The organism is Leptothrix sp. (in: b-proteobacteria), assembly GCF_965250675.1.
Lineage (GTDB): Bacteria > Pseudomonadota > Gammaproteobacteria > Burkholderiales > Burkholderiaceae_C > Sphaerotilus.
Genome location: NZ_CBDFPH010000001.1, coordinates 449,995 through 464,012 on the forward strand (window position 1 = coordinate 449,995; position 14,018 = coordinate 464,012).

The following is a 14,018-nucleotide window of genomic DNA, read 5'->3' on the forward strand; positions in this document are numbered from 1 at the left end:
TCTTTCGTCGTGGCTGACAGTTCAGCCCATGCCTGTAATGGTAGGTGCTGCCGTTGCCACTTGTGTATCCCGGGGCTGAGGGCGCGTGCACCACAAGGCAGGGGGTGCGGAAACGAAAACGGCAGGCTGATCACCTGCCGTTTTTGCGTCTGCGGTCGTCAGGCACCCAGCCAGCGCGTCCAGACATGGCGCTTGAGGCCGACCAGGATCAACCGGGCTTGCCGCTTGACGCCGTAGTTGAGCTCGGCCGCCTGCACGTCGATCAGCTCTTCGAGCTTGGAGCCCAGGCTGTAGCGCGGCAGCTGCAGCCAGGCCTCGGATTCGCCGCCCTCGCGCGTGACGGTGGCGCCGGCCTTGCGGGCGATGCGCAGCATGGCGGTGTTCTCGCTCAGGGCGTGGATGAACAGGCGGTCCAGTCCCAGGTTGCGCAGGTGCCGCACTGCGTGCACGAACAGCCGGTCGCCGTAGCCGCGCCCGCGTGCCTGAGGCAGCACCGAGACTGCAAATTCCGCCATGCGTACGTTCTCGGCGCTGGTGGTGCTGGTGGCGGTGGGGCCGAACTCGTCGACCGGAATGTGCGCCAGGTGCGAGGTCGCCACCAGCTCCAGCCGGCGGTTGAAGATGCCGAAGACCTCGTCGCGGCTGAAGTCCAGCATGCGCACGTAGTGGCGGATGCGCTCGTCGCTGGCCGGGTAGCCGAAGCGCAGGTAGCGGTCGCGCTCGTTGAGGCTCAGGATGTGCCCGAGCAGGCGCGCCCGGTGCCGCTCCACCAGTCGCCGGATCGGTACCCAGCGCCACCAGGCCCGCTTGGGGACCGGTTTTCCCGAGGCGCTGACGCCATGCTCAACCGGGTCAGCGACAGGTGACTTTTTTGCATTCATGCCTGCATGGTAAGTGTTTACCCTAGTTTTGCGCTGGCTTGCTATTAATGGGAAAAAAACCCATTTAAGATCGGGGTGCGGTTCATGTTGATTTCCGTGATGAAAGTTTCACTTCAGGTCGCCTTCAGGGAACTGGCGTGAAATTCAACACGGCGGCTGATGTGGCTGCTCCCCGTTCAAACCTATCGACAAGGACTTACCCATGAAAACGATTTTTGCTGCTGCCGCCCTGACCCTGCTCGCTTCCGCTGCCGTGGCCGGCCCGACCTGCACCGTGCCGGAAGACAAGTGGATGAAGGAAGCCGACTTCAAGACCAAGCTCGAAGGCCAGGGCTACCAGATCAAGCAGTTCAAGGTCAGCAAGGGCAAGTGCTACGAGATCTATGGTTTCGACAAGGCCGGCAAGAAGGTCGAGATCTATTTCGACCCGTCCAACGCCGCCATCCTCGAACAGAAGTCCTGATCGACGCGCCAGACCTCAGCGAGCGGAGTCCCCCGATGAATCCAGGTTCCATCAACGAGTCAGTGCCGGCGCAAAGCCTGCTTGCCCGGATTCTTCGTCCGGTGGCCTCCCGCTCAGGAGCGCACCTGCGCGTTCGGGTCTGGGATCTTTTCATCCGTGTCTTCCACTGGAGTCTGGTGAGCTGCGTGCTGCTCAACTATTTCGTGATCGACGACGGCGAAGACCTGCACCAATGGGTGGGCTACGCCGCCAGCGCGCTGGTGTCGGCGCGCATCGTCTGGGGCTTCGTGGGCAGCCGGTACGCCCGCTTCAGCGATTTCTTTCCCACGCCGAAGCGGCTGCTGGATCACCTGAAGGTCATGCGCTCGGGCCGGGTGGAGTTTCACGCTGGGCACAACCCGCTGGGTGCCGTCATGATGCTGGCGCTGATGGCCACGGTGCTTGGCCTGGGCCTCACCGGTTTCATGCAGGGCACCGACGCCTTCTGGGGCGAGGAATGGTTGCAGGAGTTGCACGAGTGGCTCGCCTCCGGCCTGATCGCTCTGGCGGGACTGCACGCAGCGGCGGCCCTCATCATGGGCCGGCTGGAGCGCGTGAGGCTCATCCGCGCCATGGTCACCGGCGTCAAGGAACGCTACTGAGCTGTGGTGAGATATTGATCATGATTTGCCAGGGCCTTTGACGATGCGACTCCTGCTGCTGGAAGATGACGCCATCCTCGGCGAGGGCCTGAGTGCCTTCCTGCGCTGCGAAGGCCATGTGGTCGAGTGGTTCACGCGCCTGAGCCAGGTGCAGGCGCTCGGCCAGGAGCCGTACGACGCGCTGCTGGTGGACTGGAACCTGCCGGACGGCTCGGGCCTCGACTGGATCGCTGCGCTGCGCCATCGCGGCAACACCACGCCGATCTTCGTGCTGACCGCGCGCGACCTGATCCGCGACCGCATCCACGGCCTCGACCGGGGCGCGGACGACTACATCGTCAAGCCCTTCGAGCCCGAAGAACTCGCCGCCCGCGTGCGCGCCCTGGCGCGCCGCCTGTCGGGCGCGAGCCAGCATCGCCGGCAACTCGGCCCGGTCGAGATTGATCTGGCCGCCAAAGCGGTGTGGCGGGCGGGCGAGGCGGTCGACCTGACCGCCCGCGAATGGGCGGTGCTGGAGGCCCTGTTGCTGCGCAGCGGCCGCATCGTCGCCAAGTCCGATCTGGATGCGCTGGTGTGCGGCTTCCAGACCGAGAACGTCAGCAACGTGCTGGAAGTTCACGTCAGCCGCCTGCGCCGCAAGCTCGGCCACGACGTGATCGAGACCGTGCGCGGCCTGGGCTACCGGGTGCCGACCTGATGGCGTTGCCGTCGATCCGGGCGCGGCTGTCGCATAAGCTGCTGCGGGTGTCGCTGGTCTGGGGGCTGGCCGTCACCGCCGTGGTCTGGTCGATGGTGCGTCATGAGGTCGATGAGCTCATGGACAACACGTTGCAGGAGTCGGCCGAGATCATCTACGGCCTGCTGGACCTGCATGCCGGCGCGCTGCCCCTGAAAGCAGGCCCGGCCGGTGCCATGGCGGCGCCTTCCCACAAGGAACATCTGGTCTGGCAGCTGGTCGACGCCCATCAGACCGTGCTGCTGCGCTCGCACCGGGCGCCCGACCAGGCGCTGCTGACGGTGCCGGCCGCCGGCTTTGCCGATGTCGGCGACCAATGGCGCATCTTTGGCATGACCTTCAGTCCGCCCGCGCCTGATGCCCCCAAGCTGATGCTCTACGTCGCGCAGGAAGGCGCCGAACGCCGGGAAGCCCGCATCGAAGCCTCCGTGGTGGTGATCGGTTCGGCCATGCTGGTCGGCCTGGCCTGCGCGCTGTGGATGCGCATCTGGGTCCGGCGTGAATTGCAGCCGCTCGATGAACTCTCCGAGAGCGTCCGCACCTTCGACCCCTTGCGCCCGGACGCCGTGCTGCCACCGGCCACCCGCACCGAACTGGCGCCCATGCAGCACGCCATCACCGACCTCGGCCAGCGCCTGGCCCAGCGCGTGGCGAGCGAGCGCGCCTTCACCGCCCACGCCGCCCACGCGCTGCGCACGCCGCTGGCGGGCATGGACACCCAGCTGGCCGTGGCGCTGCGCGAATGCCCGCCCGAGTTGCAGCCACGGCTGCTGCGCTCGCGCGAGGCGGTCGGCCGGCTGCGCCGCGTCGTCAACGCCTTGCTGACGCTGTTCCGCACCGGCTCCGAGCCGCACTGGGAGCCGGTCCAGCTCGACGCGCTGCTGGCCTACCTGCCGTTCGACGGGCTCGACATCCAGGCACCGCAACACCTCGTCCTGCACGCCGACCCCGACCTGCTGGCCGCCGCCCTGCTCAACCTGCTCGACAACGCCCAGCGCCACGGCGCCAGCCGCGTCACCGTCACGGCACGCCCGCAGGGGCGTGACATGTGGGTGGCCGTGCGCGACAACGGCTCCGGCATTCCGCCTGACGAGCGCCAGCGCCTGCAGACAGCCATCGACGCGCAGGACTACGCCGCCCTCAGCGGCCTGGGCCTGATGCTGGCCGATCTGGTCGCCCGCGCCCACGGCGGCGGCCTGCTCCTGCGCGATGAAGGCGAGGGCTGCACCGTGCAGCTGCGCCTCGGCCCGCCGCCTGCCGCGTCCGCCACGCTCTAGCGCAACTTGGCCGCAGAACGCGTTTCAGGCTGCGACTTTGTGCGCAGCCCATGCCTTTCCCTGCTCCCGGCGATTGACAGCTCGCAAGGCCCGTACAACTCCAAAACGGCAAAAATGAAAATCACGAGCTGACATCCGCCAGACGACTGCAGGGAGCCCCCGGTGACCAATTCCAAGCCTGAATGGGCTCACGTGCCCCTGTCCAGCATTCCCCCACCCGGGAATCTGGGCAACATCCTTGCCGCCACGCGCATGCTGCTGGGTGTCTGGGACACGACGCTGTCGCAGTGGGATGACGCAGCGCCACCCGAGCCGGCCCCGGACCCTCGGATCCGCCCGCCGGCTGGCGCACCTGCTGCCTCGACAACCGTCCCCGGTGCTGCGCCTGGCAAGGCCCCGGGTGAGGCGGCCGAGCATGCCAGCACCCGCGCCGTGGCAGCAACCGCCACGGCCACTGCGGTCGCGTCGCTGAACGTGCAGATGCTCGACGGCTTCCAGATCTGCGTGGGCAGTGAACAGTTGCAAGACCTGCCGCGCGGCAAGGCCCGCGCGCTGCTGATGTTTCTGCTGCTCAACCGCCGCCGGCCGCTGTCACGGGCGCGCCTGTGCAGCCTGTTCTGGCCCGAGGTCGATGCAGCGGCCGCACGCAACAACCTGAACGTCAACCTGCACCGCGTGCGCCGCCAGCTGCACGAGCCTAACCTGCTGCACCACAGCGACGAGGGCTACCAGATCCTCACACGGGGTGAAACCTGGCTTGACATCGAGCAGTTCCAGCTGCACGCCGTACTCGGCGCGCAGGAGGACGCTGCCGGCCATGCGGCCCAGTCCATCGCGCATTACGAGGTCGCCGCTGCGCTCTACCGCACCGACCTGGTCGACGACAGTGAGCACGAGCCGGCGCTGATGGCGCAGTCCCAGGCGCAGCGCGATCGGCTCAACCAGGTGCTGGAGCGCCTGTCATCCCTGCGCGAAACCTCGGGCGACCTGCATGGCTGCCTGCGCATCACCCTGCGCCACCTGGGCCTGGACGAATGCAACGAAGTGGCCCATCGCCGCCTGATGCGCTGCTACGCCCTGCTCGGCCAGCCGCAACTCGCCGAACGCCAGTACCGCCAATGCCTGGTGACGCTGCGCCGGCAACTCGGCCTCAACCCCAGCGCCGAAACCACCGAGCTGTACCGCCGCATCACGCGCCGCGAGGGGCTCTGAACATGCTTTGACGAGGGCCTTGGATGGCCGCGCGCTCCGGCGGCCTGTGCCGTGCCTGAGCTTAACCGCCACACGCCACACCGCTAAGTCTGTACGTAATCGGCGCGGTATCTGTCTATTAACGGTGGCTTTCTACAGTCAATTCTGTCGAAAGCCTGTGCAAAAGCTCTCGACGGTTGAGTTGTCTCACTGTTCTCAAAGGAGTCCATCATGGCTAATCCCTTCCCGATCGTCTTTGAAGAAAGCCTGCCCGCCTTCGTGATCGCCAGCACCGCGCAGGCGACGATCACCGAACTGACGAGTCCGCCGCCTATGCCTTTCCCCCCGGTGCTCACGCCGGCCAGCAGCATCCGCTCGGATCAGCCGTGGGGCGTGCGGGTCGAGTGGCAGACCAGCGGGTCACTGAGTTCGCTGCTGGCGGGCGACTGGGAGGTCACGGTCTACATCGACCGCATGGGCGGCGCGCCTTTCACGCTGCCGGGCAATGTGCAGACCACGCCGCTGGTGGCCCTCAATCCGGCCAACTACACCGTGGACTTCACTTTCCCGGCCGGCGCCGTCCCCGCTGGCGCTTACCGGATGGCCATCACCGTCACGATGCGCGGCCCGGCCCCCGGCCACGTCCCCGGCCCGATCGGCGGCATCGGTGATGGCCCGCTGCTGCAGTTCTACAGCGCCTGACCCCACAGCGCCGAGGGAGGTTGGCAGGCCGCTTCCCTGACTGGGCAGCGGCCCGCTGTCGGGTACCGAAAAAGAAAAAGCCCCTTGCCGCGACAGCAAGGGGCTGGGCTGTTGACGGACGGTGGCGCCGTCCTTTTCCTGTTTTCAGAACGGAATATCGTCATCCATATCGTCAAAGCCGGTCGTCGGCTTCTGGGTGGGCGCCGGTGCGGGCGGACGCGGTGCCGGCGCGCGTGGCGCAGGCGCTGCGCGGCCTTCGGAGGCGTCGCGGCGATAGCCACCACCCCCGCCCATGCCACCGCTTTCACGGCTGCTGGACATGCCGCCACCCATGCTCATTTCCTCTTCGGCGCTCATGCCGCCGCCACCGCCGCCGCTGCCTTCACGGCCGCCCAGCAGCTGCATCTGGTCGGCGACGATCTCCGTCGTGTAGTTTTCCTTGCCTTCCTTGTCGGTCCACTTGCGCGTCTTCAGGCGGCCTTCGACGTAGACCGGGCGGCCCTTGCGCAGGTACTCGCCGGCGATTTCGGCCAGGCGGTCGTAGAACACCACGCGGTGCCATTCGGTTTCTTCCTGGCGCTCACCGCCGTCCTTGCCCTTCCAGTTGCGCGTGGTGGCAATCGAGACGTTGCAGACGGCCGCGCCGCTGGGCGTGTAGCGCACTTCGGGGTCGCGGCCGAGGTTGCCGATGAGGATGACTTTGTTGACTGACGCCATGAGCGGCTCCTGTACGTCGCCCCGGGGGGCGAGGCGGATGTAGAAATAGAAAGATGGTCCGAATTGTGCCAGCCACCCCGCCGCCGGCGCCTCCCGCCAAGGTGGGATAGGCCGGTGCGTGGGGCGCCGCTACCATCCACGCCCTCATGAGCCAAGATCCCGCCGTCGACACCCCACCCGCCCGCCAAGTGCTCTCGCAGGTGTTCGGCTACCCGGCCTTCCGCAGCCAGCAGGAGGTCATCGTCGAGACGGTGATTGCCGGCGGCGACGCGCTGGTCCTGATGCCCACCGGCGGCGGCAAAAGCCTGTGCTACCAGGTGCCGGCCATCGTGCGCCAGCAGGCCGGGCGCGGCGTCACGGTGGTGGTCAGCCCGCTGATCGCGCTGATGCACGACCAGGTGGGCGCGCTCGACGAGGTCGGCGTGCCCGCCGCGTACCTCAACTCCAGCCTGAGCAGCGAAGAAGCGCAGGGCGTGGAGCGCGACCTGTTCGCCGGCCGGCTGACGCTGCTGTACGTGGCGCCCGAGCGCCTGCTGACGCCCCGGTTCCTGGGCGTGCTGGATTCGCTCAACGAGCGTGGCCTGCTGTCGCTGTTCGCCATCGACGAGGCGCATTGCGTCAGCCAGTGGGGCCACGATTTCCGCGAGGACTATCTGGCGCTGAGTGCGTTGCACGAGCGTTTCCCGAGCGTGCCGCGCATCGCGCTCACCGCCACCGCCGACGGCCACACCCGGGCCGACATCATCGAGCGGCTGCAGCTGCAGGACGCGCACGTCTTCATCAGCAGCTTCGACCGGCCCAACATCCGCTACACCATCACCGAGCGCGACAGCTCGGCGCTCAGCGCCCGTGCGCAGCTGCTGCGCTTCATCCGCGACGAGCATCCGGGTGAGGCAGGCATCGTCTACTGCGGCAGTCGCAAGAAGGTCGAGGAAGTGGCCGCCTGGCTCGAAGGCGAGGGCGTGCCCGCGCTGCCGTACCACGCCGGGCTGGACGCGCAGGTGCGCCGTCGCCACCAGGACCGCTTCCTGCGCGAGGAAGGGCTGACGATGGTCGCCACCATCGCCTTCGGCATGGGCATCGACAAGCCCGATGTGCGCTTTGTGGCCCACCTCGACCTGCCCAAGAACATCGAAGGCTATTACCAGGAGACCGGCCGCGCCGGCCGCGATGGCGCGCCGGCCGAGGCCTGGATGGCCTATGGCCTGGCCGACCTGGTCTACCAGCGCCGGTTGATAGACGAAAGCCCGGCGGCCGAAGAATTCAAGCGCGTGCAGCGCGGCAAGCTCGACGCGCTGCTGGCGCTGGCCGAGGCGCACGACTGCCGCCGCGTGCGCCTGCTGAGCTACTTCGGCGAAGACGGCCCGCCCTGCCGTCCGTACCAGAACGCCTGCGACAACTGCCTGCGCCCGCCCAGCACCTGGGACGGCACCGAGGCGGCGCGCAAGGCTCTCAGCGGCATCTACCGCTTTGCCCAGCAAGGCCGCGAGCAGGGCGGCGCGCGCAGCTTCGGCGCCGTGCACCTGATCGATGTGCTGCGCGGCAAGACCACCGACAAGATCGCGCAGTACGGCCATGCCGCGCTGTCGACCTTCGGCTGCGGCGCCGACCTGAGCGAGGCGCAATGGCGCGCCGTGCTGCGCCAGCTGATCGCGCTGGGTCACGTGGTGGCCGAGGGCGAATACAACACGCTGGCGCTGACCGACAGCGCCCGCGCCGTGCTGCGCGGCGAGGTCAACCTGCGCATGAAGACGCCGCCCGAGCAGCCCAAGCGGGCCCGAGGCGCACGCGGCACCTCGGGCGCCGGGGCGGCCAGCCGGCCCGCGCCGATCGACCTCGATGCCGCTGCGCAACAGCGCTTCGATGCCCTGCGCGCCTGGCGCACCGAGGTCGCCCGCGAGCACAACCTGCCCCCCTACGTGGTCTTCCATGACGCCACGCTGGCCGAGATGGCCCGGCGTGAGCCGCACAGCCTGGCCGAACTGGGTGACATCACCGGCGTGGGCGCCAAGCGGCTGGAGGCCTATGGGCACGAACTCTTGCGCGTGTTGAGCCAGCCGGGCTGAGCGCGGCCCCCTGGCGGGCGCCCCTGTCACCTGCAACCGGCAGAATTGAAACTCCCTGCCGCCGTGCAGCCACCAGGATTCCGCCATGCCCGTGCCGCCCAAGTCGTCGCCCAAGCCACCATCCAAGCCGGTATCCCCGCCGACCCGCCTGCTGGACCTGGCGCTGCAAGGCGGCGGCTCGCACGGTGCGTTCACCTGGGGCGTGCTGGACGCCCTGCTGGAAGACGGTCAACTGACCTTCGACGGCGTTTCCGGCACCAGCGCCGGGGCCATGAACGCGGCGGTGCTGGCCTGCGGCTACGCGCGGGGCGGACGTGAGGGCGCCCGGCAGGCGCTGCGCGCGTTCTGGAGCGACGTGGCGGGCGTGCCCGGCTGCCTGGGCCGTGCAGCGGCGTCCAATGGACGGCGCTCCTCTGACGCCTGGGCTGCCTTGCCGGCCTGGCCCGCCTGGCTGTTCAACACCGGTGCCTGGCCGCTCTACAGCCTGTGGGATGGCTGGCTCAAGACCTTCAGCCCTTACCAGATCAACCCGCTCAACCTCAACCCGTTGCGCGACATCCTGGTGCGCCATGTGGATGTGGCAGCGCTGCGCGCCGGGCCGCTGAAGGTGTTTGTCACGGCCACCGCCGTCAGCACGGGCCAGCCCCGGGTGTTCAGCGGCGCCGACCTGTCGGTGGAGGCGCTGCTGGCTTCGGCCTGCCTGCCGCAGATGTCGCACGCGGTCGAGATCGACGGCCAGGCCTACTGGGATGGCGGCTTTGCCGGCAACCCGGCGATCTGGCCGCTGATCTACGGCACGGGCGCGGTGGACGTGCTGCTGGTGCAGATCAACCCGCTGGTGCGCCCCGGCGTGCCCACCAGCGCGCTGGACATTGCCGACCGGGTGAACGAAATCACCTTCAATGCCAGCCTGGTGGCCGAGATGCGCGCCATCGCCTTTGTGCAGAAGCTGATCGCGCAGGGCCAGGTGTCGTCCGATGACTACAAGAACCTGCGCCTGCACCGCGTGGCCGACGAGGCCGGGCTGGCGCCGTTTGACGCGTCCAGCAAGCTCAACACCGACCCGCGCCTGCTGCAGACCCTGTTCGACCTGGGCCGCCAGGCCGCCGTGCGCTGGCTGGCCGAGCACGGGCAGGAGGTGGGGGTGTGCGGCTCGACCCGCATCGAGCCGGTCTACCTGGCGCCGCGCAGCCTCCCGGGCTGATCAGAACCGGTAGCTCAGGCCCGCATCGAAGCTCGATTCGGCCTGGCTGGGTGCGCTGTCGAACGGGAAGGCCTTGCGGTACTGCATTTCGTACTTGAGCCAGACCCGCTCGGTGATCTTGTTGCGCAGGCTGGCGCTCAGGGTGCGGTAGTTCTCGCGGTTGGAGCGCTCGTCGACGTAGTTGAACTTGAAGTAGAGCGTGTCGGTCAGCTCGTAGTCGAGCTTGCTGGAGATGCCGTAGAGCGTCTCGAACACGCTGCCGCCGGCCTGCTTCTGCGCCCAGCGGATGCCGGGGCCGACTTCGAGGCTCAGGTTCAGGCGCGGGCTGGGCTCGAATCGCCGGCCCAGACCCACCCGCCAAGCCTGCGAGCTGCGGAAGTAGCCGAAGCGGTTGTAGCGCAGCCGGGGCGAGACGAAGCTGTAGAACGGGTTGTCCAGCAGCATGCGCTTCCACTTGATGTTGGCGTCGTATTCGTCGCGGTTGACCTCGGCAGCGCCGCCGTTGGCCTGGACGTATTCGCGGTCGATGCGGAATTCGCTGCTGATCTCGCTGCGGGTCCAGCGGTAGTCGATGTCGCCGTCAGACGCCAGGCGTCGGCTGGTGTAGGTGGACTTGCTGAGCGCAAAGCGCAGGCCGATTTCGGCGGAGATCTTGGGCACCTCGTCGGCATCGGCGACGGGGGCGAGCGTGCTGGTGTCGGTTTCGGTGGGAATGTCGATCACCGGCGCGCCTTCGGCGGCCGCGCGGTTCAGGGATGACAGGGCGAACAGGGCGCAGGTGAGCGCAAGGCTCAGGGGAGTGTGGCGGGACAGCATGGGCGGGATTTTCGCCGCAGCCCGGCCGCTTTGCCGGGCCGGCCGGCTGCTGCAATGGGCGATCAGCGCAATACGGTCACGGCAGACAGCGCGCTGTCGCGGCGCTGGCCGGCGTCGTCTTCGGCGCGGGCGAAGTAGCGCACGCTGCTGAAGGCGCTCTCGGGCAGCACGCTGTCCCAGCGGTAGGGCCGGGCGTAGTCGTCGCCCAGCCAGAGCGCAACGCCGTTGTCGCCGACGCGGTAGAAGCTCACGCGCACCACGCGGTAGTCGTCGCTGGCATCGGCGCTGAGCTGTACCGCGCTGCCCGGCAGGGCGGCGGCGGGGCTGGCGACCAGGGCCACGCTGGGCGGTGCGTCGGCGCTGTTGTCCCAGCCGAGGTAGATGCCGCCGCCGCAGCCCGCCAGCATCAGGCCAGCCAGGGCGATGAGGCTGAGGCGGTGGGGTTGGCGTTTCATGGCGGGACCTCCGGCGTTGGTGTCGTTCACAGGATAGAGCGCAACGCGTGCGCGGCTTCCTGCAGCGGCGGCAGCAGCCGCACGAGGCAGCTGTCCTCGGGGTAGGCCTGCGCCTGGAAGGTCATGCTCAGCGCGCCGGCGCAGCGGCCCTTGCGGTCGACCAGCGCCACGGCCAGACCGCACAGGCCGAGGTCGACCGATTGCTCGACCCGGCCGTAGCCGAGCCGTCCGGCGTTGAGCACCGCCGCGCGAAAGCGCGCGGCTTCCGTGATGGTGTTGGGCGTGAACTTGCCGAAGGCGTGTGCGGCCAGCCAGCCCTCCAGCAGCGGCTCGCTCCAGGTCGACAGCACGGCCAGTCCCGGTGAGACGACGTGCGCCGGCAGGCGCGAGCCGACCTGAAAGCCGATCGAGATGATGCGTGGCGAGTTGCTGCGCACCAGGTAGACCACCTCGTGGCCGTCGAGCACGCTGAGGTTGGCGGTCTCGCCTGTCTGCATCGACAGGCGCTGCAGGAAGGGCTGTACCAAGCGCGGCAGGCGCGCCGCTTCCAGATAGCTCTGGCCCAGGCGCAGCACGCTGGGCATCAGCCAGTAGTGCTTGCCGTCGGTGTCGGCGTAGCCGAAGTGCACCAGGCTCATCAGGTAGCGGCGTGCGGCGGTGCGCGTCATGCCGGTGCGCAGGCCGGCCTCGGTGGCGGTCAGGCGCGGGTGGTCGTCGGTGAAGGACTCGATCACCCGCAGCCCCTTGCCCAGTCCTTCGATGAGCAGCGAGCGGTCGATGTCGGTGCGGGGCGGGGTGGGCGTCGGGGGGGACATGGGCTCAGTAGAAACCAGTAGTGCGGTCGGTCAATGATTGTCTGCGATCAGTCATCGATCGCAAGCTGATTGCAAAGCCTGGACCTGTGGCATGCCGCGGCCTACATTGACCAGCCCACTTGTCGAGACTAGCCATGCGCCGATCGATCGCCACCGTTTCCCTCTCCGGCATGCTGCGCGAAAAGCTGCAGGCCATTGCCGCCGCGCGTTTCGACGGCGTCGAGATCTTCGAGAACGACCTGCTGCAGTTCTCCGGCAAGCCGGCCGAGGTGCGCGCGATCGCCGCCGACCTGGGCCTGGCCATCGACATGTTCCAGCCCTTCCGCGACTTCGACGGCAGCACGCCCGCGCAGGTCGCGCGCAGCCTGGACCGGGTCGAGCGCAAGTTTGATTTGATGGAGCAGCTCGGCACCGACCTGCTGCTGGTCTGCTCCAGCGTGCAGCCTGACGCGCTGGGCGACACCGACCGGCTGGCCGAGCAGTTCGCCCAGCTGGCCGCCGCCGCCGGCCGGCGCGGCATGCGCATCGCCTATGAGGCACTCGCCTGGGGCACACAGGTCAAGCTGTTCTCGCAGGCCTGGGACGTCGTCAACAAGGTGAATCATCCGGCGCTGGGCCTGGCGCTCGACAGCTTCCACACGCTGTCGCTGCGCGACGACCCGGCGCCGATCCGCCAGATTCCGGGCGACCGCATCTTCTACGTGCAGCTGGCCGACGCGCCCTGGGTCAACACCGATGTGCTCACGCACAGCCGCCACTACCGCTGCTTCCCCGGCCAGGGCGAGATGAACGTGACCGGCTTTGTCGGCGCCATCCTCGACGCCGGCTACACCGGCACGATTTCGCTGGAAATCTTCAACGACGAGTTCCGCTCGGCGCCGGCGCGCGCCAACGCGGTCGACGCGATGCGCTCGCTGCTGTGGCTGGAGGAGCAGGTGCGTCTGACGCGTCCGGCCGAGCCGGCGGCGCGCGTGCCGCTGTTCAACCCGCCGCCACCGCCCCAGCTGGCTGGCTGGTCCTTCATCGAATTCGCGGTCGACACGGCGGCCGCCACCCGCCTGGCCGCGCTGCTGGCCACGCTGGGCTTCGTGCGCATTGGCCAGCACCGCAGCAAGGACGTCGAGCTGTTCGGCCTGGGCGACGTGCGCCTTGTGCTCAACCGCGAGCAGGAATGCTTCTCGCGCAGCTATTTCGACCTGCACGGCACCTCGGCCTGCGCCACCGCGCTGACCACCGCCGACCCGCAGGCCGCATTGGCCCGCGCCGAGGCGCTGGGCTGTGTGCGCGTCACCGGCCGCGTCGGCCAGGGCGAGCTCGACATTCCGGCGGTGCAGGCCCCGGACGGCAGCCTGCTGTACTTCTGCCCGCCCGCAGCCCACGGCCAGCACGCCTTCGAGGCCGACTTCGTGATGGACGCCGCCGCCGTGCGCCAGCTGGCCGACCACGCGCCGACGCAATCGGCCCGTGTCGACCACCTGGTGCAGGCGGTGCCCGGCGGCCAGATCGATCCGTGGGTGCTGTTCCAGCGCGCCGTGCTGGGCCTGGTGCCGCAGCGCAACACGGTGCTGCACGACCCGTTCGGCATCATCCGCAGCCGCGAGATCGAGTCCGCCGACAAGGCGGTGCGCACTTCGCTGATCGTTTCGGAGCGCGACAACACCGCGATTTCGCGCTCGGTGGCGCGCTTCGGCGGCGGTGGCGTGCAGCAGATCGCCATTGCGGTTGACGACATCCTGGTCACCGTGGCCGCGCTGCGCCGCCAGGGTGCGCCGCTGCTGCCGGTGCCCGACAACTACTACGACGACCTCGACGCCAAGTACGCGCTGGAGCCGGCCTTCCTGGCCGCCATGCGCGAGGCCGGCGTGTTCTACGAGCGCGACGCGCAGGGCGGCGAGTTCCTGCACGCCTACGCGGCGCCGTTCGATGACCGCTTCGAGTTCGAGTTCATCGAGCGCCGTGGCGGCTACGACTTGTACGGCTCGACCAACTCGCCGTTCCGGCTGGCCGCGCTGGCCGAATGGCGCAGCGGGTGTGGCGTTGGAGTGGGCGCCTGA

At 68.6% G+C, this 14,018-nt stretch carries 14 protein-coding genes; 9 read left to right on the top strand and 5 right to left on the bottom strand.

The window, feature by feature from the left end; genetic code table 11:
• Nucleotides 1-158: 158 nt before the first annotated feature.
• Entirely contained in the window at nucleotides 159-881 is a 723-nt protein-coding gene (locus AC5IG3_RS01865; RefSeq protein WP_491904578.1) for a GNAT family N-acetyltransferase, read from the bottom strand.
• A 202-nt stretch (nucleotides 882-1,083) separates the two neighbouring features.
• On the opposite strand from AC5IG3_RS01865, the gene AC5IG3_RS01870 reads away from it, so the two are divergent.
• The 6 genes from AC5IG3_RS01870 (at nucleotide 1,084) to AC5IG3_RS01895 (ending at nucleotide 5,891) form a co-directional block, all read left to right on the top strand.
• Complete coding sequence (locus AC5IG3_RS01870; RefSeq protein WP_491904580.1) at nucleotides 1,084-1,344, top strand: PepSY domain-containing protein; 261 nt, start codon at nucleotides 1,084-1,086, stop codon at nucleotides 1,342-1,344.
• Nucleotides 1,345-1,379: 35 nt separating this feature from the next.
• The gene (locus AC5IG3_RS01875) at nucleotides 1,380-1,985 is read left to right on the top strand and encodes a cytochrome b/b6 domain-containing protein (RefSeq protein WP_491904581.1); all 606 of its coding nucleotides are present in this window, start codon (nucleotides 1,380-1,382) and stop codon (nucleotides 1,983-1,985) included.
• 43 nt (nucleotides 1,986-2,028) lie between these two features.
• Nucleotides 2,029-2,682, top strand: coding sequence for a response regulator transcription factor (locus tag AC5IG3_RS01880; RefSeq protein ID WP_491904582.1), 654 nt, complete (start codon nucleotides 2,029-2,031; stop codon nucleotides 2,680-2,682).
• On the top strand, nucleotides 2,682-3,998 hold the full coding sequence (locus AC5IG3_RS01885; RefSeq protein ID WP_491904583.1) for a sensor histidine kinase: 1,317 nt from the start codon (nucleotides 2,682-2,684) through the stop codon (nucleotides 3,996-3,998). The genes AC5IG3_RS01880 and AC5IG3_RS01885 overlap by 1 nt, the downstream gene beginning before the upstream one ends.
• A gap of 162 nt (nucleotides 3,999-4,160) precedes the next feature.
• The gene (locus tag AC5IG3_RS01890; protein ID WP_491904584.1) at nucleotides 4,161-5,210 is read left to right on the top strand and encodes an AfsR/SARP family transcriptional regulator; all 1,050 of its coding nucleotides are present in this window, start codon (nucleotides 4,161-4,163) and stop codon (nucleotides 5,208-5,210) included.
• A gap of 210 nt (nucleotides 5,211-5,420) precedes the next feature.
• Nucleotides 5,421-5,891 carry a hypothetical protein gene (locus AC5IG3_RS01895; RefSeq protein WP_491904585.1) on the top strand — a complete coding sequence of 157 codons (471 nt, stop codon included), beginning with the start codon at nucleotides 5,421-5,423 and terminating at the stop codon, nucleotides 5,889-5,891.
• Nucleotides 5,892-6,035: 144 nt separating this feature from the next.
• Here the strand turns inward: AC5IG3_RS01895 and ssb are convergent, their stop codons facing one another.
• The gene (gene ssb, locus AC5IG3_RS01900) at nucleotides 6,036-6,608 is read right to left on the bottom strand and encodes a single-stranded DNA-binding protein (RefSeq protein ID WP_491904586.1); all 573 of its coding nucleotides are present in this window, start codon (nucleotides 6,606-6,608) and stop codon (nucleotides 6,036-6,038) included.
• Nucleotides 6,609-6,754: 146 nt separating this feature from the next.
• Here ssb and recQ point away from each other — a divergent pair, with 146 nt between their 5' ends.
• Nucleotides 6,755-8,674, top strand: coding sequence for a DNA helicase RecQ (gene recQ / locus AC5IG3_RS01905; RefSeq protein ID WP_491904587.1), 1,920 nt, complete (start codon nucleotides 6,755-6,757; stop codon nucleotides 8,672-8,674).
• An 85-nt stretch (nucleotides 8,675-8,759) separates the two neighbouring features.
• Nucleotides 8,760-9,878, top strand: coding sequence for a patatin-like phospholipase family protein (locus AC5IG3_RS01910; protein ID WP_491904588.1), 1,119 nt, complete (start codon nucleotides 8,760-8,762; stop codon nucleotides 9,876-9,878).
• Here AC5IG3_RS01910 and AC5IG3_RS01915 read toward each other — a convergent pair whose 3' ends face one another.
• The 3 genes from AC5IG3_RS01915 to AC5IG3_RS01925 form a co-directional block, all read right to left on the bottom strand.
• Entirely contained in the window at nucleotides 9,879-10,694 is an 816-nt protein-coding gene (locus AC5IG3_RS01915; RefSeq protein WP_491904589.1) for a DUF481 domain-containing protein, read from the bottom strand.
• Nucleotides 10,695-10,756: 62 nt separating this feature from the next.
• Nucleotides 10,757-11,149: an Ig-like domain-containing protein gene (locus AC5IG3_RS01920; protein WP_491904590.1), complete on the bottom strand. Its 393-nt coding sequence runs from the start codon at nucleotides 11,147-11,149 to the stop codon at nucleotides 10,757-10,759.
• Nucleotides 11,150-11,175: 26 nt separating this feature from the next.
• On the bottom strand, nucleotides 11,176-11,964 hold the full coding sequence (locus AC5IG3_RS01925) for an IclR family transcriptional regulator domain-containing protein (protein WP_491904591.1): 789 nt from the start codon (nucleotides 11,962-11,964) through the stop codon (nucleotides 11,176-11,178).
• Nucleotides 11,965-12,098: 134 nt separating this feature from the next.
• Here AC5IG3_RS01925 and AC5IG3_RS01930 point away from each other — a divergent pair, with 134 nt between their 5' ends.
• On the top strand, nucleotides 12,099-14,018 hold the full coding sequence (locus tag AC5IG3_RS01930; protein ID WP_491904592.1) for a bifunctional sugar phosphate isomerase/epimerase/4-hydroxyphenylpyruvate dioxygenase family protein: 1,920 nt from the start codon (nucleotides 12,099-12,101) through the stop codon (nucleotides 14,016-14,018).